The following is a 25583-nucleotide window of genomic DNA, read 5'->3' on the forward strand; positions in this document are numbered from 1 at the left end:
CTAGGCGGCCTTGCGGAGGGTGAACCGGACGGCCGTCCCCTCCTCCGGCCGCCCTTCCACCCGGTCGTCCGCCCATATCCTCCCGCCGTAGCGTTCGATGAGCATCCGGCAGATGTAGAGGCCGAGACCCAGACCGGCAAGCGATCCGCTCCCCTTCTGGAAACGGCGGAAGAGTTCGCTCTTCACCGCGTCGGGGATGCCCGGCCCGCTATCCTCGACCGAGATCAGCACGTCCTCCCCGCGGTCTTCGACCCGGACGGCGATCTCGACCCCCGGCCCGCCGAACTTCACCGCGTTGCCGATGAGGTTCGCGAAGACCTCCGAGAGGAGGTCATCTGCAAGAACCGCAAGCGGGCGCCCTTCGTACCGGATTCGGATCGCGGGGTGGTTCGCGATCTCCGTGCGGACCACCGGATCCAGGTCCACCCGTGTCAACGGACTTCCGCTCTCCAGGGCCTCCCGGAGGGTGGCGACGGACCCGATGATCGCGGAACTCTGTTCAAGCCGGGAGAGCATCTTCTCGGCCATCTCCCGCCGTTCCCCTTCAAGCGCACCGACGAGGAGACGGGTATACCCGATAGCGACGGTGTTTGCATTGTTGATGTCGTGGACCATGATGTCCAGAAAGAGCGTTGCCGCCCGGTTCGACTGCTCGAGGTCGGCAGTCCGTTCCCGGACCAGATCTTCAAGCCGGGTGCTGTAACCCCGTGCCGTCTCCTCCGAGGCGCGGAGACGCCGGATGTTCTCCTTAAGGGCGTCGACCATGGCATCGATGCTCTCTTCGAGACGGGTGAACTCCGCTCCCGCGGAGACCCGGATCCGGTGATCGAGATCCCCCCGGGCTATGATGTTGACGTCGTCGACAATCTCCCGCACCGGACGGGTTATCTGCCGCGAGACCGGAACCGCGATGCAACAGGCGGCGAGGCTTGCGAAGAGCGCGAGGAGGGCATGAGTGAGGCGGATCCCGGCAAGCCGGGCATCGAGAGGAGCGGTACTGTAGGTCAACTCGACGACCCGGCTCGCGTCCGAGGGGGATCCGGCAGCGGAGAGGTCGACAAGGACGTACCGGACGATCTTGCCCGCTACCGGATCCGTTATTGTCCGGTCCCGTTGCTCCTCATAGACCGCCCGGGCAACGAAATCGATGGCGGCGGGATCGGCCGGGCTCTCCGACTCGGTCGCATTGACGGATCTCCCGTAACGGTCGAAGATCCGGATCCCTTCGAGCGCAGGGTTCAACCGCATCAGGTCGTCTTCGAGGGTCCGGTATTTCAGATCGAACCGGTCGGTCCCGATGGAACCGCAGACGAGCCCGAGCTCGAAGAGATAGCGGTGATCCGGCGAAGGCATGTAGGCGTACTTTCGCAACCGCCCGCTCGCCGGCTCCGCCACGATCCGGTCGGCCGTAAACGAGTCACCGAGCCGGATCTCCGTTATCCGGTTATGGAAAGATGGAACTTCACGGAAATCGATGCCGAGATCAGGAGGGTAGGTGGTATATTCGATGACACCCGCGTCGTTGATGATGTAGACGTCCATCTCCTCCCCGAGCTGCGCTCTGACGCGGGCAAGATCCATCTCTTCCGGATCCCCGCCCACCCGTTTGTATTCGGCCAGAACCGGGGTGAACGCCTCCTGCATCCGGTGGTCGAGCGTGCAGTCGAAGAGATTCAAGCCCGCATCCATAAGGCGTATCGACTGGACGGCACTCCTCTCCGTCTGCTCCCGGAGGTGATCCTCCTCGGCGATCAGGGCCCCCTCGACCTGCCGGTAGTCCAGAGCCGAGATCAGCCCGATCACCGGGAGCGTGATCACGATCATGACGAGGATCAGGTGCGTACCGAATCGGAGCGGTCTTCCGCCCCCGACCGCCGTCATGGGTTGTCCTCCTCCGCCTTCCGAAGCGTAAACCGGATGGCGGTGCCGCACTCCGGGCATCCCTCCACCCGGTTGTCCGCCCATATCCTTCCGCCGTAGCGTTCGATGAGCATCCGGCAGATGTAGAGACCGAGTCCCGTCCCCGCCGCGCCGTGGGTTCCCCGAACCAGCCGCTCGAAGAGTCGGACCTTTATCGCGTCCGGGATACCCGGTCCGGTATCCTCGACCGAGACCAGCGCCTCCTCCCCGCGCTCTTCGACCCGGACGGTGGTCTCGACCGCCGGCCCGCCGTGCTTCGCCGCGTTGCCGATGAGGTTCGCAAAGACTTCTGAGAGGAGGTCGTCGGCGAGGACGGTGGCCGTGGTGCCGGAATACGTGATTCCCGTGACGGAAGAACGCTCTATCTCGGCCCTGATAACGGAATCAAGGTCGAGCGGACGAAGCGACGGCACGCCACCCTGAACCTGCTGGATGGTGTTGACGTTGTGGACGATCTCGATACTCTTCGTAAGCCCCTTCCTCGCCTTCCCGAGCAACTCGACCTCGGGCCCTCCCTCGAGTTCGGCGTGGAGAAGGTCGGCGTAGAGGTTTGCGACGTTGTTTGCGTTGTTGATATCGTGCCCCATGATGTCCAGGTAGAGGGTCGCCATCCGGTTGCACTCCTCGAGAGCGGCGGTCCGTTCCCGGACCTGCTCTTCGAGGACACGGCTGTGCCGGACGATCTCCTCCTCCGACTCCCGGAACTTTCGGATAGTCTCCTTCAAGGATCCGACCATCGCCGAGACGCTCTTTGCGAGGTGTACGAACTCCTCGTCCCCGCTCATCCGTATGGGCCGCTCCAGATCCCCGCGGGCGATGGCATCGACATCCTCGACAAGGATGCGTATCGGCCGCGTCAGGTGGTGCGCGGCGATGGCCGAGAGAGAGCCGATGCAGAAGAACGCGATAAGGAGGACACCCGCATGCCGGTCGAACATTCCGGCGAGTTCCGCCTCCGCCCTCCTCGTGGTATAGGTCAGTTCTACGACCTGGCTCATGTCCGATGCATAATCGAGGTCGGCCATATCGACGAAGACGTAGCGTGTCAGTTCGCCTGCAGTGGCGTTCTCCACCTCGATCGTGGCCTTCTCCCGGTAAGCCTTGCGGACGAACTCCAGCCGGCGGTCGTCGTCGGGATGCACCTCCCCGGTGATCATCTCCCCCAGGCAGTCGAAGATCCGGATCTCGATAACGTCCGGGTTTTCATCCACAAGTTCCCGGACGGTCTCCCGGTACTTCAGCGCTGTGCGGTACTGCTGAAACTCGGACTCCGCAAGGCCGAGTTCGAAGAGGTAGCGGTGATCCGGAGAAGGATGATACGCGTACTTCCGGAGTTCCCCTGACGAGATCTCGGAGACGACCCTGTCGGCAGCAAACGAGTCTCCAAGCCGGATCTCTGTTAGCCGACCGTAAAACTCGGGCATTTGCCTGAAATCAAGGCCAAGGTCAGGAGGGTAGGTGGTATATTCGATGATACCCGAGTCGTTGATGACATAAAGATCCATCCTGCCCCCGAGTTCCTCCTTGACACCGGGGAGATCCATCTCTCCCGGATCCCTTCCCGCCCGCTCGTACTCGGCGATAAAAAGGTCGAATCCCCCCTCCATCTCCCGGTTCAACGTCTTATCGAAGAGTTTCAGCCCGGTGTCCACCAGGTTCACCGCGAGGACGATGCCGGACTCGGTCTGGTTCCGGGACTCTTCGGCATTCGCCTCCAGTTCCTGCCTGACCGCCGCCGAATCGACGATCGAGAGCAGGCAGACGACAGGGACCGTCGCGAGGAGAATCACAAGCAGAAGATAGACCATGAGCGGAAGCGACGGTCGCACGGGACTCTTCGCCGTCATTTACGCATACACTCCGCTCCTCATGCGATACCCCCGGGGGCAGGATCAATTCCTCAAGGAAGGGTATATCTGTAACTATATAGCATGAACGATTTTGACGCGAAAGAGGAAATTTGAACAGATCATTTCGTCGCGAGATGCCGGAGGGGGCAGGATCACGCCCCCCTGCAGACCGGGATCGGAGGGGAGCCCGACGGGCCGAAGGGTGCGACGGTTCACTAGAACCGGAGCATGAGAAGCCCGAAGGGCTTCGAGTCCGGAACTCGAGCACCGGAGATGCGGTGCAACTCCCGGGTGGAAACGCGGTGCGAAAAAAGAGAGTGCCGGGCCCGGATCGCGGCCCCGGATCGTATCGTGGGACGGTACGGTGATCTTACATCGGGGGCATGCCCATGCCGCCCATGCCGCCACCCATGCCACCGCCCATGGCAGCCATCTCCTCAGGAGAGGGGCCGGCGGACTTGGACGAGGCGATGACGTCGTCGATCCGGAGGATCATGACGGCGGCCTCGGCGGCGCTTGCGATTGCCTGGGTCTTCACCCGGAGGGGCTCGACGACGCCGCCCTTGAGCATGTCGCCGGAGGCGGCGTTGAAGACGTCGAGGCCCATGTATTTTGCATTCTTGCCGCCTTTCTCGTGGGAGGCGCGCAACGCAACGAGCATGTCGATCGGGTCGAGACCCGCGTTCTCGGCAAGCGTCCTCGGGATGATCTCAAGTGCGTTTGCAAACGCCTCGATGGCAAGCTGGGCACGGCCGCCGACACTTGCGGCGTACTCGCGGAGCCGGAGCGAGAGCTCGATCTCGGGGGCACCACCGCCGGCGACGAACTTCTTGTCCTCGACGGCAACGCTGACGACCCGGAGCGCGTCCTCGATGGCGCGGTCGAGTTCATCGACGACGTGCTCGGTGCCGCCGCGAATGATGATCGAGACCGCCTTCGGGTTCTCGCACTCGGTGACGAAGATCATCTCTTCGCCGGAGACTTTCTTCTCCTCGACACTGCCGGCCTTTCCGAGTTCCTCGGGGGCGATGGCGTCGATGGAGCTGACGACGGCCGCACCGGTGGCGCGGGCGAGTTTCTCCATGTCGCTCTTCTTGACACGGCGGACGGCAAAGATGCCGGCCTTGGCGAGATAGTGCTGGGCGATGTCGTCGATGCCCTTCTGGCAGAAGAGGACGTTCGCGCCGCTGGCAACGATCTTGTCGACGATGCCCTTGATCATCCGCTCCTCTTCATCGAGGAACATCTGGAGCTGGTCGGGGCTCGTGATGCTGATCTCGGCGTCGACCTCGGTCTTCTTGAACTCGACGGCGGCGTTCAAGAGCAGGATCTTCGCGTTCTTGACGGCACGGGGCATCGCGGGGTGGACACGCTCCTTGTCGATGATCATGCCCTCGACGATCTCGGACTCCTCGATGGAGCCGCCGACCTTCTTCTCGACCTTCACGAACTCGGTGTCGACGGTTCCGTCGGCGTCGGCGACCATCGTGATTGCCTTGACGACGAGCTCGGTGAGTTTCTCCTTTGCAGCCTCGGCGCCCTTGCCGGTCATGGCGGTGTCGGCAAGCTTCCTGAGCATCGCCATGTCGTCGGGCTTGACGTCGACGGCGATCTCGTCGAGGATATCCTGGGCCTTGTCGGCTGCCATGCGGTAGCCGTGGGCGATGACCGTGGGGTGCACGTCCTGGTCGAGGAGATCCTCGGCACGCTTCAGGAGCTCGCCTGCGATCACCACGGCTGTCGTGGTGCCGTCGCCGACCTCATCGTCCTGGGTCTTGGCGATCTCGACCATCATCTTCGCGGCGGGGTGCTCGATATCCATCTCTTTCAAGATGGTCACACCGTCGTTCGTGATGACGACGTCGCCGATGGTATCGACGAGCATCTTGTCCATGCCCTTCGGGCCAAGCGTTGTCCGTACAGCGCTTGCCACGGCTTTTGCGGCTGCGATGTTGCCCGACTGTGCGTCACGACCGCGGGTACGCTGGCTACCCTCTTTCAGAATCAGGATTGGTTGTCCTCCAAGACTTGACATAGGTATCACCGTTGTTAAGCGATAGAAAGGTAGGTTTGTAGTTCTATATAAACTTATTCACTCATTTATCATATCTATGAGTTCCGAGCCGTCTTCGAGGGTGTGGAGATGTTCTTCTCCGATAAGAAGCGTTTTGCCGATCTTTTTCTGCTTTTTATAATCCGTGATGACGCACATTGCAAACGTCTTCGTGATCTGCGAGATGTTGCCGATGAGCGAAGCGCGCTTCACGATCTTCTGGGAAGTGCCGTACGCCGTCAGGATCGTGTGCCGATCAAAGAGCGCCAGAGCCTGGAACGGAGCCTGCCGCATCGCATGGATCTCCATCCCCATACGTTCAAGGTCGGCCAGAACGTCGCCGGGCGTGGATTCCAGGTGCTTCTCGGGTTCGGGAGTGCGGTAACCGAGGAGCTCGATCGTCTCGACGAGCGGGGCGTTGAAGATCTCCTCGAGCCTGATGGCGACATCGAGCGTGGTACCCATCCCGCTCTCGTACTTGCTGATCGTCCGGCGGGAGACCCCGAGGTGCGACGCAAGATCCCCGAGCGACATCCTGAAGCGCTCCCGCACCTCCCGCAGAAGATCGCCTTTGATCTTCACGTAGAGGCCACCGGGGGAGGCGTAGACCATCGGCGAGAGCCCTTCCACGAAGTAGTCGTAGAGTGTCTCGGGGCTGAGGGCAAAGAGCCCGTAGCGGATGTAGACGACGCCGCGCTCGAGATCCGTATCGCGTGCCCGCTCCCCGACGATGAGGGGGGTGGCCTCCAGGTGGCTGGCGATCAGGTTGAGATCCCAGGCGATGTCGGCGCTCACGCTGTCGATATGAGAGGCGACTTTGATGATGACCAGGTTGTCGCCCTTCTTCGCGATAAGGTCGAAACTCCGCGGACGGATGTTGCATCGCTCCGAGACGTCGAAGTTCGCGAGGAGCATGATGCTGATGACCATCTGGGGGAGGCGATCCTGCGACATAACCCGTAAGAATCGATATAGCCGGAGACGATATAAACTAGAGGGTTATGTGGATCGGGATCGACGATACGGACTCGCCTGCCGGGATGTGCACCACCTACCTCGGTGCGGTCCTGGTGCGGCGGCTCGCGCAGGCGGGGCTGCGCACCATCGGCGCCCGCCTGGTCAGGCTGAACCCGAACGTCATCCACAAGACCCGGGGGAACGCGGCGATCGCCATCGAGGCCGACGGCGATCCGGAGACGGGCTTCGCCCTCGCCACCGCGTGCGTCGAAGAACTCGCGGAGTTCGACGACGAAAAGACCAATCCCGGCGTGGCGGTGGCGAGCGTCCGTCCGCCGCCGGACTTCTATTACGCGGCGCTCCGGGACTACTGCACCGTTGACGAGGCGGTCAGGGTGCTCGAGGCGGCCGGGGCCCTGTACCGGGGCTACAAGAACCGGCGCGGGCTCATCGGCGCAACAGCCGCGATCGCAAGCGATCTTCCCGACCTGACCTACGAACTGCTCGCCTACCGGAAGCGCCCGTTGTGGGGGACACACCGGCAGGTGGATGCAGCGAGCCTCTTTCGCGCCGAGGAGGAGACCTACCCGCATACCTGGGACACGGTCGACCGGGAGAACAGCGTGGTGGTCGGGGTGCCCCACACCCCCGACCCCGTCCTCTTCGGCATCAGGGGGGAGAGCCCGGCATGGGTAAAGGAGGCGCGTTCATACGTGCGCTCGGAGGAGCCTGCCTGCGAGCAGGTCTACGCCACCAACCAGGGAACCGACGCCCACCTGATACCGGGATCGATCGCAACGCTCCGGGAGGGGCGGTCGTACCTGGTGCGGGGCACGGTCGCAGAGGCCGCTGCCACCGGGCCCGGCGGCCACGTCTCGTTCCTCCTCAACGATTGCGGCATCGATCTCCGCTGTATGGCCTACGAGCCGACCAAGGGGTTCCGGGACGTCGTGAGGGCGCTCGTCCCGGGCGACGTGGTGGCCGCGGCCGGGAGTTACAAGGGCGGGAGCCTCAACCTCGAGAAACTCGGTGTCGCCCGCCTCGCCGACGCGGCCCGGATCCGCCCGCCGGTCTGCCCTGCCTGCGGAAAGCGGATGACGAGCGCCGGGACAGGCAAGGGCTACAAGTGCAGGGTCTGCGGCGAGCGCAGCCGCGAACCCGAGACCGAGGTGGTGGAGCGCCGGCTCCGGCCCGGGTGGTATGAGGTGCCCTCCACTGCCCGCCGGCATCTCGCACGGCCGCTGGCGCGCGGCGTCCCGGGATGGGAAGAGATCGTGCTTCAATCCGGCCGGAAGTGCAATCAATCCTCCACCACGTCAATCAAATGAAGTTTACAAAAAAAGATTTATAACGTTTGTGCGTTAACTTACTCCCTGGTGATCCCGTGCCGACGATCTGCGGCGAACGTATGCATGCCCCGACCTCTCCGTCCGCGACGGTGCCACCCATGGCGGACGGGGTTTCGCGGCAGGCTGTACGGGTTCGCGGCAGAGTATGCACGGAACGAAGACGAAGGTAGCCTTCCGGGCACCTTTCCGTTTCCGGCCCGAAAGTCCGCTCTCTAGAGAGATGGTCCGGGCATACCGGACCCCGACACGGTGGGACGAGCGGGATCATCCCGTGTCGAATAACCAGTCATCCCCTGTCTGGCAGCGGGGGCCCGACCACCGGACCCCCGCAACATCATGGCATTTTTATCAGGGCATTCCTTTCAGCCGACGGGCCTTACGGACGGCCCCGCAAAAAGACGATCCATTATCGTGCATGAATGCCAATACCTCGTACAGAAGCTGGTGTAACAGTATCATGACCTTCAAGTACGGGGAAGCGGTTCAGCAGGCACGGGTGCACCCCGGGATGACGGTCGGCGAACTCGTCGACGAACTCGGGAAAGCCGGAGCCTACAACGGAGGGTCGCTGTGGCAGGCGGTCAACATCTACGAACGGATGCTCCGCGACGAAAAAGCGCTGAAATTCTTCGGCCTCTCGGGTGCGATGGTGCCCGGCGGCATGGGGGGCATCGTCGCCGACCTCATCGAGAGAGGACATATCGACGTGCTCGTCTCGACGGGGGCGAACCTCACCCACGACGTCATCGAGGCGATCGGCTGCCACCACTACCACGGGACCGCTCAAGTCTCCGATACCGAACTCTGCGAGGAGGGGGTCAACCGGATCTACGACATCTTCCTCCCGAACGAGGCGTTCATCCGGTTCGAGGAGTTTCTGCAGGACGCCTACTCCTCCCTACCCGAAGGCTCGACGGTCTCGATCTCCGATCTCCTCGGCCGGATCGGCAGCCGGCTCGATACCGGGATCCTCTCCGCGGCGGCAAAGGCCGGGGTGCCGGTTTACTGCCCGGCCATTCAGGACTCGATGATCGGGCTGCAGTACTGGCTCTTTTCCCAGACGCACAGGGTCACGGTCAGCGCGTTCGACGACATGCCCGGGCTGCTCGATCGGTGCTTTGAGGCCGAGCGGGCCGGCACCATCCTGGTCGGCGGCGGCGTCCCGAAGAACTACATCCTGCAGAGCAAACTGATGACCGAGAGCGGGTTTGATTACGCGGTGCAGCTCACCGGCGACCGGCCGGACCTCGGCGGCCTCTCGGGTGCGACGCTCGACGAGGCCCGGTCGTGGGGCAAACTCACCGGAGAGGCCACCGCCGTGACGGTCTACGGCGACGCGACGATCAACCTGCCGCTCCTCGTTGCGGCAACCCTCGAGAGGCTGGGATCGTGACCGAACTCATCCTCTCCCTCGACGTGCTCGACCGGAAACAGGCGGTGAGCGTTGCGGAGTCGTGTGCACCCTTCATCGACGCGATCAAGATCGGTTATCCCCTCGTCCTCTCGACAGGCCTCTCGATCGTCAGCGACCTCGCCGATCTCGCCCTCCCGCTCATCGCCGACTTCAAAGTCGCGGACATCCCGAACACCAACCGCCTCATCTGCGAGGCGGTCTTCTCGGCCGGGTTCGACGCCGTGATCGCCCACGGGTTCGTGGGAGCCGATGCCGCGAGAACCTGCGTCGAGGTGGCGCACAGGCACAGCGGGGCGGCCTACATCGTCGCCGAGATGAGCCATCCCGGGGCGACCGAGTTCTTCCACGGCGGCGTCGCCGAACGGATCGCGGAACTCGCCGTCACCTGCCGGGCCGACGGCATCATCGCTCCGGCTACCCGTCCCGAGCGGATCGCCCGGCTCCGGGAGATCGTCGGCAGCAAGGCGATCTACTCGCCGGGCGTGGGGGCACAGGGCGGCGACCCCGACGAAGTTGCCCGGCTGGTCGACGGGATCATCGTGGGAAGGAGCATCTACGAAGCGGAGAACCCGGGCGCCGAAGCCGAACGCCTCTCCCGCATCCGCCGGTGATGAATTCTCCGTTCCGATCCCCGTCAGGGGAGATGACGAACCCTATGAGTGATCTGAGGCGGATGCGGCCTATCCCGCATCTGAAGGGTTATATATTCTCCCGCAGATACTGGTATCATGAACTGGAGTCCCGAACAACTCAAACTGGCGGAGAAATACCGGAGCCTCGATGAAATCCCCGCGGGAGAGCGGCGGTACAAGTGCCACACCTGCCACTTCGTCGTGGACGAGAACCCCTGCCCTCACTGCGGCGAGACGTCGCTTGAGATCATGTGCCCGCTCGACCACTGCGACTGCCACCACTCCATCGTCGAGAGCATCGAGTACTGTCCGCTCTGCGGCAAGGCTGTCTGTCCGGAGTGCGGGAGCCATGACGTCGTCCAGATCAGCAGGGTCACCGGATACCTCCAGGACGTTGCGGGCTGGAACGCGGGCAAGCAGCAGGAGCTGAAAGACCGGGTCCGCTACTCCGTCGTATGAGATATTTCGTCAGGGACGAGACTCTTTTTCTTCGCGGCCGGTTCAGGGCAGCGAGCACCGGGGTTCACGGGGGTATCGGCGACGTCACGACGGTCCTGAACCACACGGTGCCCCGCGACTTCGAGGGCGATCCGGTGCGCCATCTCGACCTTCTCGCCGCCCGGCACGGGATCTTCCGGGACTACTTCGGCCTCATGACGGCCGTTAACATGCGCCACCTCTGCGTGCTCCAGTACGATTTCGTTACGGTCTTCATCACCGCCGGGGTGACCAACCCGACGGGGGGGCCCGCGAGGGGCGACGCCCCGCACACCATCAACATCATCGTCTACAGCCGGGAGGGGATGTGCGATGCGGCGCTCCTTGAAGCAATCGTCACCGCGACGGGGGCGAAGGCCCAGGCGCTCCACGACCTCGGCTACGACTTCCCCGGGACCACGACGGACGCGGTCGCCGTCGCCTGCGAACGTGACGCTCCACCATCGCACACCTACGCCGGAACCCTGACCGGGGTCGGCAGCAGGGTTCACGAGGCCGTCCTCTACGGGCTCCCGGAGGCCCTCGCGCGGCAGCAGGGCGGGACCCGGCGGAGCGAGCCGTCGTTCTTCATTTACAGCCGTTACGGCGGGGACCACTGGGTGGAGTGGCAGAAGGAGAACTGCCCCTACTACCCCTGCCACTTTCCGGGACAGCGGTGCGACTACTGCTACTGTCCCTGCTACCCCTGTGCGGACGAAGAACTCGGCGAGTGGGTCGAGAGTTCGAATGGTGGCAAGATCTGGGGGTGCGCGGGCTGCACGCTCCTGCATGTCCCGGAAATTGCAGATTACATGAAAAGAAACCCGGAGGCCGCTCTCGCCGAACTCAAGCGTCTCCGGCAACGATTATAATCGGATTTTACGCCTCGGCGACGCCGAGAGCGGAGAGCATCTCTTCGAGAGGGATGCCGTGCGCCTGGGCGGCTTCCCGGATCGTCTCGTTGTTTGCGATGGCGCAGCCAAGGCAACCCATGCCGAACCGGAAGAGTACCTGTGCCGATTCGGGCTTCTCCCGAAGGAGTTCCGCGATTGTACTGTCCGCAGTCAATGCCATGCAGCTGATGTTGTCCTTGCCTCTATATATACATTCAAGTATCGGGTGCAGAGGCGTCCTGATTTGCTCGCAGACGCCTAAACCGCGCATCCGCCTGCCCCGGCAGGTACCGGCAACCTGGAGCCCGCATGGGGACCGCCCCTCCGGTCAGCGGGGGGACGTGTGCCGCGTGATGACCGGGGCGGCCGACTCCTGCCGTGCTCTCTTCCGGCCGGCCGCATGGGGGGCATCCGCGGCGGGCTCCGGGTTCACTTTCACATCGCGGGCCGAGTCTTAATACCCTGACAGTCTGAAGTACAGACTGGAGATGTAAGTATGAACCTATCAGAGGTAACAGAGAGAATCTCCCGGAAACTTGAAGCAAAAGGCGCACAGCCCGATCGGCAGAAGATCGAATCACGCCTCCGCCGTCTCGTCGAGGAGTTCGGCGTCCACGTCGACGAGGCCGAACGAACGGTGACGGCCGATCTCGCCCGCGAGCACAACGTCACCGGTGTCGGGAGCACCTCCACCGAGCTCCGCCCGATACACGAGATCGTTCCCGGCGAGTGGGTCACGATCGAGGGGAAGATCGTTGCCCTGACCCCGCCCGTCTCGCCCTCGATCGCACAGACCGGGATCATCGCCGACTCGAGCGGCGCCATGCGTTTTGTCACCTGGGCACGGGCGAACGCCCCTGCAATGGAGTACGGCCACTGGTACCGGCTCGAGTCCGCGGTCGTCGACGAGTACAAGGGTGCGCCGAACCTGAAGATTCACTCGGGCACCACGATCGCCCGGATGGAAAAGGATGCTCCGCTTCTTCCTTCGATCACGCCGATCGCCGAGCTGAAGCCCGGCGTCGGGAGCGTGCGGGCCAAGTTCATCCAGGAGTGGGACGCCTCGCACGACCGGATGCTCCAGACGGGGCTCCTCGGCGACGAGACCGGCACCATCAAGTTCGTCATCTGGAAGGAAGAGGGAGCCGGCTCCTCCGGAACCAGCCCGGCGGCTCCAAAGGAGCCGCTCGGAAAAGATAAACTGGAACTCGATGCCGTCTACAACATCTTCTACGCCACCGTAGACGAGTACAACGGCAGGCTCTCCCTCGCCCTGAACACCGCAATGTACATCGCCGACGAGGGCGATATCGAGGTCGGGCGAACCGAGACCGAGATCCGGGGCGCTCTCGTCCACGTCGCTCCCGGCTCGGGCCTGATCAAACGCTGCCCCGTCGAGGGCTGCAACCGGACGCTCTCCCGGCAGAACTACTGCCCGGTGCACGAGATCCAGCCAGAGTTCCGCTACGACCTCCGCTTGAAAGCGGTCCTCGACGACGGCGTACGTGCCAGGAACGTCCTGATGCAGCGTGAGGTCGTCGAGGCCCTCACGGGGATCACCCTTGAAGAGGCCGTCCAGATCGCGGAGACGAACCCGCTCGGCATGGACGAGATCTTCTACCGGATCAGGAACACGGTGCTCGGCCGCTACTATACCTGCAGCGGGAACGAGTTCGGCGGCAGGCTGCTCGTCAACGCCTGTACCCCGATCGTGTTCCAGCCCGAAGAACTGGCTGCGTTGCTGAACCGCGCCGGGGGTGAGCCGGCATGAAGCCCCAGAGCGCATTCGAGCGCGAACCGGCTCGCAGGGTCTTCGCATCCGAGCTCCGCGAGACCCGCTACCAGTTCAAGGACGGCGAGGACGAGAAGAGCCCGACCTACGTCATCCTCCCGACCGGGATCCGGAGCAACCGGATCTTCATCGCCGGGACGCTCACGGAGAAGCAGCGGCAGGGCGACCAGAACATCTTCTACCGAGGGAGAGTGGTCGACCCGACGGGCACCTTCTTCATCATGGCGGGCTCCTACCAGCCCGAGGCGATGCAGCAGCTTGCCCGGATCGAGCCGCCGGCCTTCGTCGCCGTCGTCGGGAAGCCGAACCTCTACACGACCCCGGACGGGAACTGTCTGGTCTCGGTTCGCGTGGAGTCGGTCGCGGTCGTGGACCGCGAGACCCGCGACCTCTGGGTGCTGGATACCGCCCGCGAGACCCTGGACCGGCTGGATGCGTTCGGCACCACCGACGACTCCAGAAAGGCCCAGGAGGAGTACGGGACGCAACCGGACGTCTACAAAAAGATCGTCTACGACGCCCTCACCCAGGTGCAGCTGTAGAGGCTCTACCTCCGAAAACTCTTTTTTTTGCAGACCCGCTGCATTTGCTCCCGGTAGCAACCTTCACGGTGTGATACCGGTGCAATATCGCCCCCCTGCTATATTAGCGCAGAAACCCGCCCGGACTTAAGGATAATGCCTGACGGGGATAGGGAGGAGAGCCCCGACGCACAAAAATAGTGGGTATCGGCCTCTTACAGCCTGAAGACGAAGAGGTTCCAGAAGTTGACCCACCACGACAGCATGAAAAGTCCGATAACGACGATGCTGTAGTGCACCCGGTGCCATACAGACCAGTAACGCCGTCTCCAGACCAGGATGGCAAAGGCGGCGGCCACAGCCGATAAGAGCACGGCAATGACCGGGACGGTCATGACTGCGCTCAGGACAAGGGGGATCGTCTGGCCGAACATGTACGACTCGATGAGTGCCATATCGCCCATCACCGCCGGGAGGAGAGCGAGCACGAAGACGACGAAGAGCAGGGAGGCCGCTCCGGCCACCAGGCGGACATACGCGGAGAGGGCCGTATCGCGTTCGTCCCCGGTAACACCGTAAACCCGCCGGAATACGGCCATGATCGGCCATACGAGAACCGTCAGGAGAATCGCGAGGCCGGCATTCTTCACGCCGTCGGTGAACGGATCGGTTGCATACCATGGCACCCGCTCGAACGCGAAGAAAGGCAGGTTTCCGTAACAGAAGAAGTCTACAGTGCCCTGTTCATCCTCGTGAAAGACCAGGTTCCCGTAAGATGTCCGCTGACCGCTCGATTGCGCAAAGACACCGGGAGTGACCTCGCCATATTCGGAAGGAGGGCTTCCGCTCGATGTAAACAACAGCGTCTTCTCTCCCTGTTCGATACGTATCTGCCCGGGCCGCGAGAGATAGAACTCGAACGTTCTGTAGTTTTGACGCGTCGACTGATAGGTCCCGGTGTATTTTCCGGCGGGCGTTCCTGAATCTTTTGCGGGCGCGATGGAGGCGGAGGCGGGATAGAACCGATCGACAAACTCCATCAGGAGATCGTCTCTCGCTTGACCCCCTCCGAGACTGTTGTAGGAGACAAAAAATCCTGTCCCCCTCTCCGGGATGATTGCAAGGAGGGAATGGAACGTATCCGTGTCGCCGCCATGCCCGATTATTCTCTCGTCGTTCAGGCGTGTCTCGTAAAACCCGAGGCACATGCCGCTTACACGCGGATCGTTGGAGAACGCCGGCGCGTGCATGAGGGCGGCAGTCTCTTCCGAGAGGATCTCCACACCGTGCCAGGAACCGTTCTTCATATGGGCGGCAAGGAATGCCGCCATGTCGTTTGCGGTGGAACTGATGGCTCCGGCAGGACCGATGACATAGATCATATCCACAACGGCCTCGTTCGCCATTCCCGTATAATGGTAGCCGGAGGAGAGGTTCCGGGCCATCTCCGGGGGAAGCGTGTACGAGATGCTTGTTCTCGTCATGGAGAGCGGGGAGAGGATATGCTCGTTGAGGTACTGCTCATAAGGCACACCGGTAACGTCTTCGACGATGACCGCAGCGAGTGTTGTACCGTAATTCGAATACGAGGTGACCGTCCCGGGGGGATACACCCTGGCGGGAACGTTCTCCTTGCAGTATATCCTGAACGGATAGAGATCCTCTACGTCTAAAACGGCCCCATGGATCCCCTGCTCTTCAAAACCCGCCGAATGCGTCATCAGGTGCCGCATCGTCACCGGGTTTCCAGGATATGTCTCCGGGATTGAGAAATCTTTCAAATACGTATTGATATCCGCATCCAGGTCGATCTTCCCTTCTTCCACCAGCTGCATGACACATGTCCAGGTGAAGAGCTTGGTGATCGACCCGATGTGAAAGAGCGTCGTTTCGGGATCGACGGGTGTTCTGTTTTCAATATCGGAGTACCCGTATCCTCTGGAAAAGATCAGTTCCCCATCCTGTACGAAAGAAACCGTGGCACCTGGAATGTTGTACTTCGCCAGTCCTGCCGGTACGGCCTCATCAAAAAATGCTTCCACTTCCGCACGATCTACGGTTCCGCTCTCGAAGGAAGGTCCGGCATCGCCGGCAAGCACCGGTGACCATGTGATCAGGATCAATGCAAGAACCAGGATCGTATACCTGCGGAAACCTCGAAGTTTCCCGGAACGGTGAACGTTTCGGCCCTCAGAAGGCATATCATTCAGTTATATCCTTTTTGCACAATTTAGACTTGCTGAAATGATCCAAATAGGAAAAATCGCATTTCTTGCCTTTCGGGGTCTAAAAATGCCAATCGTGGAAAAAAGTGTTCCGTCCGTAAACGGATCTCCCAACCCGGTATCGGTTCCGGAACGGCTTTCCGGGTGTCAACTACCCGCGCCTGTGGGATAGGATTCAGGATTCCCTGATCCCGGTGAGAACCTCCAGCTCGATCACATCATCGCAGTTCTGGACGGCGAGTTCAACGATACCCCTGAAGACGTGGGGGTTCGTGGCAGTCATCAACCGTCTCCGGCCGAAAAGAGGGGTCAGCATCCTCTTTGCCGACCAGGTGCCCTTTGACTACGTCACTCCTCCGGCTCCTGCCGGACGCCCTTCCACTCCCCCTTCAGTTCCGGGTAGTCCGCGAGGATCTTGCTGACCGTGCTCCTGCTCACGTCGAACATCCTGCAGATCTGGCTGATGCTCGTGCCGGCCTGCCGTACCGTGAGGAGAGCCTCGACCTGCCCCTCGTTGAGCGCCTTCGGCCGTCCGATGGGGCGCCCGTTATCTTTCTTCGTCTTCTTCGCGACGGCCGGGGCGGCTTTCCGGCCGCTCTCGCGGTACTGCTCCATATACTCGATGAAGTTTCCGATCGCCGCTCCCCTCTCCTTCGGGTCGTCCCGGAACCCGAAGAAATCGTTATTCACGCAGTAGACGGTGTAGTGCTCGTTCAAGGTTTTGAGTGCGGCAAGCCCGGCGTCCGGGTCCCTCGCGAGGCCTGCAAGGTCGGGGATAATGATATCGGAACAGTTGTTGGCGGCGCAATACTCCAGCATCTCTGAAAAACCCTTCCGCTTCTCCGGGGGCGTTGCAGTTGCCCGGTGATCGTGGAAGATTTCAACAACCTGAAACCGGTATTTGCAAAAATCCTCGACATCCCTCTTTTGTGCTGCGAAATCCCCCTTCTTTCTCGTATTCAAGTATGCCACAGCATCTCTTTTCATCCGATTATGGTGCCGTACAATCGTATATATTGTTTTTGAAAACACCCGCGCCGTGCCGTTTTGCGGCGCAACTGGAGAGCCCGAGCACGTTACGGGGGATGTGCAAAAAGGCATCCGGGAATACTTTTCGGGAGGCGGGTTTTGCGGGGGAGGAACGAAAAGAAGCGGGTGTTATTGCGATTTCTCCGACTCCCACCGCTCCAGGACGTCCTTCCCCTCGATGAAGACAAGCCCGTGCTTTCTCGCATACTCCATCGCACCCTCCTTCGAGAGGGCAAACCCCGTCTCGTCGTCCAGCATCTCGCAGATCGTGACCGCCGGGGTGATGTTAGCCATGGTCGCGAGCGCGATCGAGAGCTCGGTCTGCCCCCGCCGCTCGTCAAGCAGCCGGTCGGCGGCCCTGAGGAGCGCCATATGGCCCGGCGTCCGGAAATGCGCCGCAAAGGCATGGCCGCCGCCGTTGAGCGACTTTCTCACCTCGTCCGCGATGGCGGTGACCGTCAGGGCCCGGTCACGGTCGGTGACCCCGGTATAGGTCTCGCGGTGATTCACCCAGAGGGAGAACGAGGAGTGGTTCTTCGGGTCGTACGGGACCTCACCGTCCCTCTCAACGAGGCTGCAGGCCCGCAGGACCTCGTGCGCAAACGGCAGGCCGAGCCTCTTTGCAGCCTCGGGATGGACCGCCGTGCAGATCAGCCCGCCGCCGTCTTTACGCATCTGCCGGATGTGGGCGGGCGTGACGGCGTCCGAGCGGATCGCGAAATCCGTCTCGCGCTCGCGGTTGTCAAAGTCGTATAGCAGGACGAATTCGCCCCTGGCAAGGGCCTTTATGGCTGCATCAATCATGGGTAATCTCCACCTCAATCGTATCGTTATCGTTCAGGTTCAGGGCTTTGCGAAGTTCGCACCCGGCGATGACCTCGATGATATCTTCCGGGTAATGGGTGCGGGAGGGCACGACGATCGCGCACTTCTGCCCCCTGATCCGGCAGGGGAGCACCCGTGCGCCGCCGAACGTCCGATCGTCGGCGGTAAATCCGGGAATGTCGATCCAGCCGGCGTGATCGAGCAGTTTGCGGACCTCGATACTCGCTGCATCGAGCCTGATGTTCAGGGTTCCGGGGAAGGGTTCGAACCCGAGACACTCACCGAACTGCTCCTTGTAATGAGGGATGCTCATGTAGTAGCGGCCTTCCCCGAGCCCGCTGATCACGGTTCCTGTCAGGGTGTACCCCCTCTGATCCGGGTTGAATATCCGGACGTAATCCGTGTACTCCCGCTTCAGCGCCTGCTCGCCCTCGCGGGTGACGGCGACATACTGGCCGTCGGGCTTCATCGTTCGGACGACGAACTGCTGCCGCTCAAGCGCGATCAGCCGCCGCGAAGCGGTCTGGGGGCTGATATCCAGAACGTTGCCGAGCGACTGCGACGAGAGCCAGATCGGCCCGCGGCACCCGCCGAGCAGGGCAATCGTCTTCAAGGACTGCAGGTCTTCCGCTTCAACCATTGTATCAGAATTGAGATGCATACTATATACGGGTTGCGCAACGATCCCGCTTCGTTGATCTTCGTGAAATGTCGATGTGGGATACGCTAATTATTTAAGTCGGGGGTGCTGACAGTACCTGCATGAAATCCGGAGTGCGGCATCAGCTTGCCGAGAAAATGGCAGGAGAAATCACACTCTCGGACTCACCGGGTCAGGCCCTCAAGAAGTGGCGGCAGAGCTTCAACATCCCGCAGGGATTGCTTGCCGAGCGACTGGAGGTCTCTCCCTCAGTTATCAGCGACTACGAAAGCGGACGGCGAAAGAGTCCGGGAACTGCCATCGTTGGAAAGATCGTCGATACGATCCTCTCGATCGACGAGGACAACGGAGGCCGGTTCATCAACAAATTTGCGAAAATCCTGTACAGCGAATTCGACGAAGACGTCATCTACGACATCCACGAGTACGCGTCCCCTGTGGCCCTCTCCGACTTTGCGGAGGCCATCGGCGCCGTCATGCTCTGCGGCCCGACGGATCAGACCATCTACGGGTACACGGTGATCAACAGCCTCAATGCGATCCTCCAGCTCTCTTCGAGCGAGTTCAACCGCATCTATGGCTGGAGCACGGAACGTGCCCTCATCTTCACCGAGGTCTCGACCGGAAAATCTCCCATGGTGGCGATCCGGGTCACGCCGTTCAAACCGCGTTGCGTGGTGCTGCAGGGACTCGGCCCGGACGAGGTGCATCCGTTGATCCCGGGCCTCGCGGAACGCGACCGGATCAGCGTGCTCTGCACGGAGATGGATGTCGAGACGATCATCAGTTCACTACGAGGAAAACTATGGTAGGCATCTACTCATACGGCGTCTACATCCCGCGATACCGGATAAAAGTCCCGGAGATCGCGCGGGTCTGGGGCGCCAATGCAGACGACATCATGAGAGGTCTCGGGGTCTTTGAAAAGTCCGTCCCCGATCTCGATGAAGATACCGCAACGATCGCCGTCGAGGCGGCACGCGCCGCCCTCCGGCGGAGAACCGTCGACACCGACGCGATCGGCGCCATCTACGTGGGCAGCGAATCCCACCCCTACGCGGTCAAGCCCACGGCCTGCACGGTCGGCGAGGCGATCGGGGCGACCCCGAACATGACCGCCGCCGACTACGAGTTCGCGTGCAAGGCGGGGACGGCAGGCATCCAGACCTGCATGGGCATGGTCAAGAGCGGGATGATCCCGTTCGGGGTCGCCATCGGTGCGGACGTGGCGCAGGGCGCTCCCGGCGACGCGCTCGAGTACACGGCCGCCGCCGGCGGAGCAGCGTTCGTCATCGGTAACGAGGACGTCATCGCCGAGATCAACCACACCTGTTCGTTCACCACCGACACGCCCGACTTCTGGCGGCGCGAAGGGCAGAACTACCCCCGCCATGGCGGGCGGTTCACCGGCGATCCCGGCTACTTCAAGCACGTTCAGGGTGCGGCGCGGCTGATGCTCGATGCGAGGGGAACGAACCCGAAGGACTACGATTACGCCGTCTTCCACCAGCCAAACGCGAAGTTCCCGCAGCGGGTGGCGAAGATGCTCGGGTTCACGGACGAGCAGATCCGCCCCGGCCTCGTCGTCCCGAGGCTCGGCAATACCTACTCGGGGGCGTCGATGATCGGGCTGGCGGCCACGCTCGATGTGGCGAAACCGGGCGACCGGATCTTCGTCACCTCGTTCGGGTCCGGGGCCGGGAGCGATGCCTTCGACATCACGGTGACCGACGCCATCGAGTCCGCAGAGTTCGACCGGACGGCGGCGCCGAGCGTGGAGAACCTCCTCGCAAATCCGACCTACCTCGACTATGCACTGTATGCCAAACACAAGGGAAAGATCGTGATGCAGAAATGAGAGACGTAGCAGTAATCGGAGTCGGGTGCACGGAGTTCGGGGAGCACTGGGGAACCTCGTTCCGCGACCTCTTCGTCAAGGCCGGGGCGCTGGCGCTCGAGGATGCCGGTGTCACCGGCGAGAGGATCGACGCTCTCTACGTCGGGAACATGAGTGCCGGACGGTTCGTCGAGCAGGAGCACATCGGTGCCCTGATCGCGGATTACGCAGGCCTCGCGAGCAACAACATTCCCTCGACGAGGGTGGAGGCGGCCTGCGCCTCCGGCGGGCTTGCCTTCCGGCAGGCGGTCATCGCGGTCGCGAGCGGCATGGAGGATGTCGTCGTCGCGGCCGGCGTCGAGAAGATGACCGACGTCGGGACCGGAGCGAGCGTGGACATGCTCGCGAGCGCCGCAGACCGCGAGTGGGAAGGGTTCGCCGGAGCGACCTTCCCCGGGCTGTATGCGATGATCGCAAAAGACTACATGCACCGCTACCCCCTTACCCGGGAGCAGCTTGCACAGGTCGCGGTGAAGAACCACGAGAACGGCGCGAAGAACCCGATCGCACAATTCCGAAACCGAATCACGGTCGATACGGTCTTAAATTCGTCGCTCGTGGCCGACCCCCTGCGGCTCTTCGACTGCTCGCCGATCACCGACGGTGCGGCGGCGGTCGTGGTGGTTCCGCTCGAGCGTGCCCGCGAGTTCACCGACTCGCCGGTCAGGGTGCTTGCAAGCGCCCAGGCGAGCGACACGATATCGCTCCACGACCGGCGGGACATCTCGACCCTGGACGCCTCGGTCGCCGCAGGCAAGCGGGCGTTCGCCCAGGCGGGCCTCACCCACAAGGACATTGACATGGTGGAGGTCCACGACTGCTTCACGATCGCGGAGATCTGCGCAATCGAGGACCTCGGGTTCTGCAAGAAGGGCGAAGCGGGGAGACTCACCGCGGACGGGGCGACTGCTCTCGGCGGGGAGATCCCGGTGAACACGAGCGGCGGCCTGAAGGCCTGCGGCCATCCGGTCGGTGCGACCGGGATCAAGCAGATCTGCGAGATCGTCGGCCAGCTCCGCGGCGAGGCCGCAGGTCGGCAGGTGGACGCGGAGATCGGTATGGCGCATAACGTCGGCGGCACCGGCGCGACGGTCGTCGTGCACATCCTGGGGGCCTAACCATGTCGGTCTCACGGTTCTGGAGAAAGATTCCGCAGCGTTACAACCTCGTCGGGACGAAGTGCACAACCTGCGGGCGGCACTTCTTCCCGCCCCGGTCGCTCTGCCCCGACTGCCGGCGGAGCGGCAACATCGTCGACCACAAGTTCACCGGCGAAGGAGCGGTCGTCACCTACACGGTGATCCGGTCGGCAAGCGACCAGTTCGAGAACACCACGCCCTACGTCCTCGCGGTCGTGGAACTCGACGAGGGCCCGAGGCTCACCACCCAGATCGCATGTCCCATCGAGGATATTAAGATCGGGATGCGGGTCAAAAGCGTCTTCCGCCGGATAGCGGCGGACGGCGAGAGCGGCACCATCCACTACGGCACGAAGTTCGTCCCGGTGGAATAAATCTAACCCTTTTCGGGTTGGCAGGGGTTTCCCGCGCAGAGTGCGGGATTGAATCACGCTCTATACTTCTTTTTTGGTTCGCACGAGAGCGTAGCGAGATTGAGACGTCATCAGGCTTTGAAGATGCAGGCGGTGTGTCCAGCGGTGCGGCGGATGCATGGGCGCCGAGGGGTGCAACGGGTTTCCCTCCGTCAGAGGATATCGGAATAACTTCAATCACAAGCTCCATCCACGGCTTTCCAGTGGATATCGCCAGGAGAGGGGGGGAGGGGACAGGGGAGTGCGAGCGCAGCGAGAATGAGAAACTCGAAGAGTTTCGAGGGGGGATGCTCCCCCCTTCCCACCTGACGGTGGTCGAGCTCCGGGCGTTCCGCCCATCGCACTCCCCGTCAGCCCCACCCCCAATGGCGATACTCCCACGGAATCCGTGCCAGATATAGCCATAGGAAGTTCGAAGGATAGAACCCGGGTGCCCCGGGTGCGAGGTTCGATGTTCCGCCAGGAACGACTGCCTGCAGGATGCAAGAACCGCAATCTCCAGATCCCCTTACTTCTCCATCACAATATCATACACCGCGTGCCACTTCCCCGGCGAGTAGGTCCTGACCTGCCGCTCGACGACCTCCCCACGGGTGACCTCGCGGATCAGGGGGAGGTATTCGCCCTCCTGCTCCTCGAGGGCGTAGAGGTGGATCGTGCCGCCGTCCCGGCAGAGGGCGGCTGCCGCCGGGAGGAACTCCGGCGCGGCGAGGGGGAGGTTCATGACGACCCGATCGAAGGGAGCAAAACCGAGCCGGGGGAGGTGCGCGGCGTCGGCGAGCATCGGGATGACGTTTCCGGCGCGGTTGAGCGCGATGTTCTCGATCAGGAGGTGGACCGCGGCGGGGTTGAGGTCCGCGGCGACGACGAACCCTGCCTTCCCGGCGAGGGTGATCGCGAACGGCCCGACGCCGGCGAACATATCGAGCACCCGTTCTCCTTCCTCCATCGCCCCGAGAACCCGCTGCCGCTCGGTCGAGAGCCGGGCGGAGAAGTAGGCAAGGGAGAGATCGACATCGAAGGAGTGGCCGTACTCCGTCACCCGGGTGCGGGTGGAGGGAACTCCGGCAAGAACCGCAAACCGGCGGGTGCGGTACTCCCCCTCGACGGCGGTCTCCGGGAACAACACCGTATCGAGTGACGGCCGGGAGGCGAGCAGCCGCTCCGCGCCTTCGGGATCGTTCTCCTGCATGATGGCAATCCCGCCGACGAGCTCGTGGCGGGGGAGAACGAGGCGTTCCGGCACCGCCTCGAACTCGCACCGGACGGCGCCCAAAACCTCCTCCGTCACCGGGAAGAGGACCGCGTCGCCCTCCGGCCGCGGGCGGAACCGACGGTCGAGGAGCCCCTCCTCAAGCAGCCGGCGCCGCGTCTCTTCAGCCTCTCGTCTCGGCACCGCAAGGCACCACTGTTCTTCTCCCAGATCGACCACCAGCCATTTAGGTATGAGTTCTCATACTTATTCATGGATGAGTATATCGGGAGGCTGAAAGACGGGTCTCTCAAACTCTATGCCCTCGAGAAGGTTCTCCCCCCCGAGGAGGCCGTCCGGGTGCGCCGGGCGTTCGTCGAGAGAGAGACCGGCACCGCCCTCCCGAAGGTCGGGTCGTTTTCCATCGGGCTCGACCGGGTCGTGAAGCGCAACATCGAGAACATGATCGGCACTGTCCAGGTGCCGCTCGGTGTCGCGGGGCCGCTCCGGGTGAAGGGCGAGTACGCCGACGGGTCATACTACCTCCCCCTCGCGACGACCGAAGGGGCGCTCGTCGCCTCGGTGAACCGCGGCTGCTCGCTGATCACCAGGGCGGGGGGTGCGGACGTGCGGATCATGCGGGACGGGATGACCCGGGCACCGGTCTTTGCCGCCCGCGACGTCGTTCACGCCCGCGAAGTGGTCGAGTGGGTCGAGGGGCACGGCGCCGAGATACGTGAGGTCGCACAGAGCACCACGAAGCACGGGGAGTTCCTCGAAGCCGTCTCCTACGTGGCGGGGACGAACGTCTTCGTCCGGCTTGAGTTCGACACCAAGGACGCCATGGGCATGAACATGGTGACGATCGCAGGCCAGAAGGTTGGGGAGTTCATCGAGCGGGAGACCGGGGCCCGCCTCATCGCCAACTCCGGGAACATGTGCACCGACAAGAAACCCGCGGCGATCAATCTGGTCCGTGGCCGGGGGAAGACCGTGGTCGCGGGGGTGCGGCTCACCGATGAGATGGTCGCCGACCTCCTGAAGACCGACGCGGAGACCCTCGCCGAGGTCAACTACCGCAAAAACCTGGTGGGCTCGGCGCGGGCGGCCTCGTTCGGGTTCAACGCCCACGCGGCAAACGTCGTCGCCGCCATGTTCATCGCCTGCGGGCAGGACCCCGCCCACGTCGTGGAAGGGAGCACCGCGATCACCACCGTCGACCGGGTGGACGGCGGCGTCTACGTCTCGGTCACCCTCCCCTCGCTCCCGGTGGGGACGGTCGGCGGCGGCACGGGGGTCGATACCCAGCACGAGTGCCTCGCGATGCTCGGCGTCGCCGGGGGCGGCGACCCGCCGGGAGCCCACGCAAAGGCGCTCGGGGAGATCGTCGCCGCCGGGGTGCTCGCCGGCGAACTCTCCCTCCTCGGCGCCCTCGCGGCCCAGCACCTTGCCCGGGCACACCAGGAGCACGGGCGGGGATAACGGTCTGGTGCTCCCCGGCGCTGCTGTGGTGCCGGGGAGTAAGGGTGCATGAGAAGATTTAAGAGGCGCGATCGTCGTAAGTACTTCTTGGGCATGCATCCGGGAGCCGATATCTATACCCTTCTCATCCAGAAGCGGGATGAGATCTTATCTCTTGCGCACCGGAGGGGAGCCAGAAACGTGCGGGTATTCGGATCCGTGGCACGAAACGAAGCCCGGGAAGACAGTGATATCGATCTCCTGATCGATCTCGATCCTGACCGGAGTCTCCTTGACGTGGGCGGTCTTGCGATGGATCTCTCGCTCCTGCTCGGTCGTTCGGTCGATGTTGTGACCGAAGCGGGGCTTCGGGAGCGTATCCGATCGAGGGTCTTACGGGAAGCGCGGCTGTTATGAGAGATGATCGTGAACGCCTGCTGGATGTTATCGAAGCCATCGAACGGATTGAAAGAGTATCGGCCCGAGGGCGCGAGTACTTCTACAATGATGAGATGGCACAGGTTTGGGTGATCCACCACCTTCAGATCATCGGGGAAGCCGTAAGGGGGATTTCATCAGAATTCAGGGCCGAAAACCCGGGAATCCCCTGGACGGAGATCATCGGCATGAGGAACGTCCTTATTCACCACTATTTTGGGATCGACCGCGATGCAGTCTGGAACGTGGTCGAACACGATCTGCTGGAACTGAAAAGCCAGATCCAGTCCAGGGTCAGGGAGTAGGGGCCACCAGGAGCGATGGTGAGCGGCTCCAGACCCTTCGGCCCGTCGCGAGTCGCACCTTCGGTGCTCCCGCTCCGGTTCTACGAACCGTCACAAGTCGAAAACGCTTCGCGTTTTCTCCCGCTCCGCTCCTTGCGGAG

Annotated in this window: 24 protein-coding genes; 14 read left to right on the plus strand and 10 right to left on the minus strand. The window is 62.6% G+C overall.

The features are described from left to right. From SZ63_RS06050 to SZ63_RS06065, 4 genes are all read right to left on the minus strand, one after another. The gene (locus tag SZ63_RS06050) at positions 1-1881 is read right to left on the minus strand and encodes a sensor histidine kinase (RefSeq protein ID WP_048182647.1); all 1881 of its coding nucleotides are present in this window, start codon (positions 1879-1881) and stop codon (positions 1-3) included. Further along, positions 1878-3767 carry a sensor histidine kinase gene (locus SZ63_RS06055; RefSeq protein ID WP_048182650.1) on the minus strand — a complete coding sequence of 630 codons (1890 nt, stop codon included), beginning with the start codon at positions 3765-3767 and terminating at the stop codon, positions 1878-1880. Before SZ63_RS06055 ends, SZ63_RS06050 begins: the two co-directional genes overlap by 4 nt. Before the next feature lie 373 nt (positions 3768-4140). Beyond that, positions 4141-5805, minus strand: a complete 1665-nt coding sequence (thsA, locus tag SZ63_RS06060; protein WP_048182653.1) for a thermosome subunit alpha — start codon at positions 5803-5805, stop codon at positions 4141-4143. A gap of 57 nt (positions 5806-5862) precedes the next feature. Beyond that, complete coding sequence (locus tag SZ63_RS06065; protein WP_048182655.1) at positions 5863-6777, minus strand: transcriptional regulator; 915 nt, start codon at positions 6775-6777, stop codon at positions 5863-5865. Positions 6778-6824: 47 nt separating this feature from the next. On the opposite strand from SZ63_RS06065, the gene SZ63_RS06070 reads away from it, so the two are divergent. The 5 genes from SZ63_RS06070 (at position 6825) to SZ63_RS06090 (ending at position 11524) form a co-directional block, all read left to right on the plus strand. Continuing rightward, positions 6825-8108: a tRNA(Ile)(2)-agmatinylcytidine synthase gene (locus SZ63_RS06070; protein ID WP_048182659.1), complete on the plus strand. Its 1284-nt coding sequence runs from the start codon at positions 6825-6827 to the stop codon at positions 8106-8108. A 478-nt stretch (positions 8109-8586) separates the two neighbouring features. After that, positions 8587-9522 carry a deoxyhypusine synthase gene (locus tag SZ63_RS06075; RefSeq protein WP_048182664.1) on the plus strand — a complete coding sequence of 312 codons (936 nt, stop codon included), beginning with the start codon at positions 8587-8589 and terminating at the stop codon, positions 9520-9522. Beyond that, positions 9519-10154, plus strand: coding sequence for an orotidine-5'-phosphate decarboxylase (gene pyrF / locus SZ63_RS06080; RefSeq protein WP_048182668.1), 636 nt, complete (start codon positions 9519-9521; stop codon positions 10152-10154). Before SZ63_RS06075 ends, pyrF begins: the two co-directional genes overlap by 4 nt. A 117-nt stretch (positions 10155-10271) precedes the next feature. After that, entirely contained in the window at positions 10272-10634 is a 363-nt protein-coding gene (gene nrdD, locus SZ63_RS06085; RefSeq protein WP_048182670.1) for an anaerobic ribonucleoside-triphosphate reductase, read from the plus strand. Then, on the plus strand, positions 10631-11524 hold the full coding sequence (locus SZ63_RS06090) for an adenosylcobinamide amidohydrolase (protein WP_048182672.1): 894 nt from the start codon (positions 10631-10633) through the stop codon (positions 11522-11524). The genes nrdD and SZ63_RS06090 overlap by 4 nt, the downstream gene beginning before the upstream one ends. A 7-nt stretch (positions 11525-11531) precedes the next feature. Here the strand turns inward: SZ63_RS06090 and SZ63_RS06095 are convergent, their stop codons facing one another. Continuing rightward, positions 11532-11726: a DUF1858 domain-containing protein gene (locus SZ63_RS06095; RefSeq protein WP_011845185.1), complete on the minus strand. Its 195-nt coding sequence runs from the start codon at positions 11724-11726 to the stop codon at positions 11532-11534. A 315-nt stretch (positions 11727-12041) separates the two neighbouring features. On the opposite strand from SZ63_RS06095, the gene SZ63_RS06100 reads away from it, so the two are divergent. Further along, complete coding sequence (locus SZ63_RS06100) at positions 12042-13316, plus strand: nucleotide-binding protein (RefSeq protein ID WP_048182676.1); 1275 nt, start codon at positions 12042-12044, stop codon at positions 13314-13316. Continuing rightward, positions 13313-13879 (plus strand): RPA family protein, encoded by a 567-nt coding sequence (locus SZ63_RS06105; RefSeq protein ID WP_048182679.1) that lies wholly within the window; start codon positions 13313-13315, stop codon positions 13877-13879. The genes SZ63_RS06100 and SZ63_RS06105 overlap by 4 nt, the downstream gene beginning before the upstream one ends. Positions 13880-14073: 194 nt before the next feature. On the opposite strand, the gene SZ63_RS06110 is transcribed toward SZ63_RS06105, so the two are convergent. The 4 genes from SZ63_RS06110 to SZ63_RS06125 form a co-directional block, all read right to left on the minus strand. Next, entirely contained in the window at positions 14074-15981 is a 1908-nt protein-coding gene (locus SZ63_RS06110; RefSeq protein WP_052959073.1) for a serine hydrolase domain-containing protein, read from the minus strand. Positions 15982-16431: 450 nt separating this feature from the next. Further along, the gene (locus SZ63_RS06115; protein ID WP_338151815.1) at positions 16432-17184 is read right to left on the minus strand and encodes a recombinase family protein; all 753 of its coding nucleotides are present in this window, start codon (positions 17182-17184) and stop codon (positions 16432-16434) included. Positions 17185-17241: 57 nt separating this feature from the next. Then, on the minus strand, positions 17242-17916 hold the full coding sequence (ribB, locus tag SZ63_RS06120) for a 3,4-dihydroxy-2-butanone-4-phosphate synthase (RefSeq protein WP_048182687.1): 675 nt from the start codon (positions 17914-17916) through the stop codon (positions 17242-17244). Then, a complete protein-coding gene (locus tag SZ63_RS06125; protein WP_048182689.1) occupies positions 17909-18577 on the minus strand; it encodes a DUF120 domain-containing protein in 669 nt (222 codons plus the stop codon). Before SZ63_RS06125 ends, ribB begins: the two co-directional genes overlap by 8 nt. A gap of 122 nt (positions 18578-18699) precedes the next feature. Between SZ63_RS06125 and SZ63_RS06130 the strand changes: the two genes are divergently transcribed. Genes SZ63_RS06130 through SZ63_RS06145 form a run of 4 tightly spaced genes read left to right on the plus strand, consistent with a single transcriptional unit; the run spans position 18700 to position 22008 of the window. Further along, positions 18700-19410: a helix-turn-helix domain-containing protein gene (locus SZ63_RS06130; protein ID WP_048182692.1), complete on the plus strand. Its 711-nt coding sequence runs from the start codon at positions 18700-18702 to the stop codon at positions 19408-19410. Further along, positions 19404-20456, plus strand: coding sequence for a hydroxymethylglutaryl-CoA synthase (locus SZ63_RS06135; protein ID WP_048182695.1), 1053 nt, complete (start codon positions 19404-19406; stop codon positions 20454-20456). Before SZ63_RS06130 ends, SZ63_RS06135 begins: the two co-directional genes overlap by 7 nt. Then, a complete protein-coding gene (locus tag SZ63_RS06140; protein WP_048182698.1) occupies positions 20453-21613 on the plus strand; it encodes a thiolase domain-containing protein in 1161 nt (386 codons plus the stop codon). The genes SZ63_RS06135 and SZ63_RS06140 overlap by 4 nt, the downstream gene beginning before the upstream one ends. 2 nt (positions 21614-21615) lie before the next feature. Beyond that, positions 21616-22008, plus strand: a complete 393-nt coding sequence (locus tag SZ63_RS06145) for a Zn-ribbon domain-containing OB-fold protein (protein ID WP_048182700.1) — start codon at positions 21616-21618, stop codon at positions 22006-22008. A 547-nt stretch (positions 22009-22555) separates the two neighbouring features. On the opposite strand, the gene SZ63_RS06150 is transcribed toward SZ63_RS06145, so the two are convergent. Continuing rightward, positions 22556-23470, minus strand: a complete 915-nt coding sequence (locus SZ63_RS06150; protein ID WP_048183735.1) for a class I SAM-dependent methyltransferase — start codon at positions 23468-23470, stop codon at positions 22556-22558. A 42-nt stretch (positions 23471-23512) separates the two neighbouring features. Between SZ63_RS06150 and hmgA the strand changes: the two genes are divergently transcribed. The 3 genes from hmgA to SZ63_RS06165 all read left to right on the plus strand — a co-directional run bounded on the left by hmgA (position 23513) and on the right by SZ63_RS06165 (position 25443). Continuing rightward, on the plus strand, positions 23513-24721 hold the full coding sequence (gene hmgA / locus SZ63_RS06155) for a hydroxymethylglutaryl-CoA reductase (NADPH) (RefSeq protein WP_048182703.1): 1209 nt from the start codon (positions 23513-23515) through the stop codon (positions 24719-24721). A 93-nt stretch (positions 24722-24814) separates the two neighbouring features. After that, the gene (locus SZ63_RS06160; RefSeq protein WP_048183738.1) at positions 24815-25117 is read left to right on the plus strand and encodes a nucleotidyltransferase family protein; all 303 of its coding nucleotides are present in this window, start codon (positions 24815-24817) and stop codon (positions 25115-25117) included. Further along, a complete protein-coding gene (locus tag SZ63_RS06165) occupies positions 25114-25443 on the plus strand; it encodes a HepT-like ribonuclease domain-containing protein (protein ID WP_048182706.1) in 330 nt (109 codons plus the stop codon). Before SZ63_RS06160 ends, SZ63_RS06165 begins: the two co-directional genes overlap by 4 nt. The last annotated feature ends 140 nt before the right edge of the window (positions 25444-25583 follow it).

Origin of the sequence: Methanoculleus sediminis, assembly GCF_001017125.1 — an archaeon.
In the GTDB taxonomy this organism is placed as follows: Archaea; Halobacteriota; Methanomicrobia; order Methanomicrobiales; family Methanoculleaceae; genus Methanoculleus; species Methanoculleus sediminis.

Coding starts and splice junctions, on each gene's coding strand:
- SZ63_RS06050 (WP_048182647.1), bottom strand. CDS start 1,881: ATGACGGCGGTCGGGGGCGGAAGACCGCTCCGATTCGGTACGCACCTG.
- SZ63_RS06055 (WP_048182650.1), bottom strand. CDS start 3,767: ATGACGGCGAAGAGTCCCGTGCGACCGTCGCTTCCGCTCATGGTCTAT.
- thsA (WP_048182653.1), bottom strand. CDS start 5,805: ATGTCAAGTCTTGGAGGACAACCAATCCTGATTCTGAAAGAGGGTAGC.
- SZ63_RS06065 (WP_048182655.1), bottom strand. CDS start 6,777: ATGTCGCAGGATCGCCTCCCCCAGATGGTCATCAGCATCATGCTCCTC.
- SZ63_RS06070 (WP_048182659.1), top strand. CDS start 6,825: ATGTGGATCGGGATCGACGATACGGACTCGCCTGCCGGGATGTGCACC.
- SZ63_RS06075 (WP_048182664.1), top strand. CDS start 8,587: ATGACCTTCAAGTACGGGGAAGCGGTTCAGCAGGCACGGGTGCACCCC.
- nrdD (WP_048182670.1), top strand. CDS start 10,272: ATGAACTGGAGTCCCGAACAACTCAAACTGGCGGAGAAATACCGGAGC.
- SZ63_RS06090 (WP_048182672.1), top strand. CDS start 10,631: ATGAGATATTTCGTCAGGGACGAGACTCTTTTTCTTCGCGGCCGGTTC.
- SZ63_RS06095 (WP_011845185.1), bottom strand. CDS start 11,726: ATGGCATTGACTGCGGACAGTACAATCGCGGAACTCCTTCGGGAGAAG.
- SZ63_RS06100 (WP_048182676.1), top strand. CDS start 12,042: ATGAACCTATCAGAGGTAACAGAGAGAATCTCCCGGAAACTTGAAGCA.
- SZ63_RS06105 (WP_048182679.1), top strand. CDS start 13,313: ATGAAGCCCCAGAGCGCATTCGAGCGCGAACCGGCTCGCAGGGTCTTC.
- SZ63_RS06115 (WP_338151815.1), bottom strand. CDS start 17,184: ATGCCTTTTTGCACATCCCCCGTAACGTGCTCGGGCTCTCCAGTTGCG.
- ribB (WP_048182687.1), bottom strand. CDS start 17,916: ATGATTGATGCAGCCATAAAGGCCCTTGCCAGGGGCGAATTCGTCCTG.
- SZ63_RS06125 (WP_048182689.1), bottom strand. CDS start 18,577: ATGGTTGAAGCGGAAGACCTGCAGTCCTTGAAGACGATTGCCCTGCTC.
- SZ63_RS06130 (WP_048182692.1), top strand. CDS start 18,700: ATGAAATCCGGAGTGCGGCATCAGCTTGCCGAGAAAATGGCAGGAGAA.
- SZ63_RS06135 (WP_048182695.1), top strand. CDS start 19,404: ATGGTAGGCATCTACTCATACGGCGTCTACATCCCGCGATACCGGATA.
- SZ63_RS06140 (WP_048182698.1), top strand. CDS start 20,453: ATGAGAGACGTAGCAGTAATCGGAGTCGGGTGCACGGAGTTCGGGGAG.
- SZ63_RS06145 (WP_048182700.1), top strand. CDS start 21,616: ATGTCGGTCTCACGGTTCTGGAGAAAGATTCCGCAGCGTTACAACCTC.
- hmgA (WP_048182703.1), top strand. CDS start 23,513: ATGGATGAGTATATCGGGAGGCTGAAAGACGGGTCTCTCAAACTCTAT.
- SZ63_RS06160 (WP_048183738.1), top strand. CDS start 24,815: ATGCATCCGGGAGCCGATATCTATACCCTTCTCATCCAGAAGCGGGAT.
- SZ63_RS06165 (WP_048182706.1), top strand. CDS start 25,114: ATGAGAGATGATCGTGAACGCCTGCTGGATGTTATCGAAGCCATCGAA.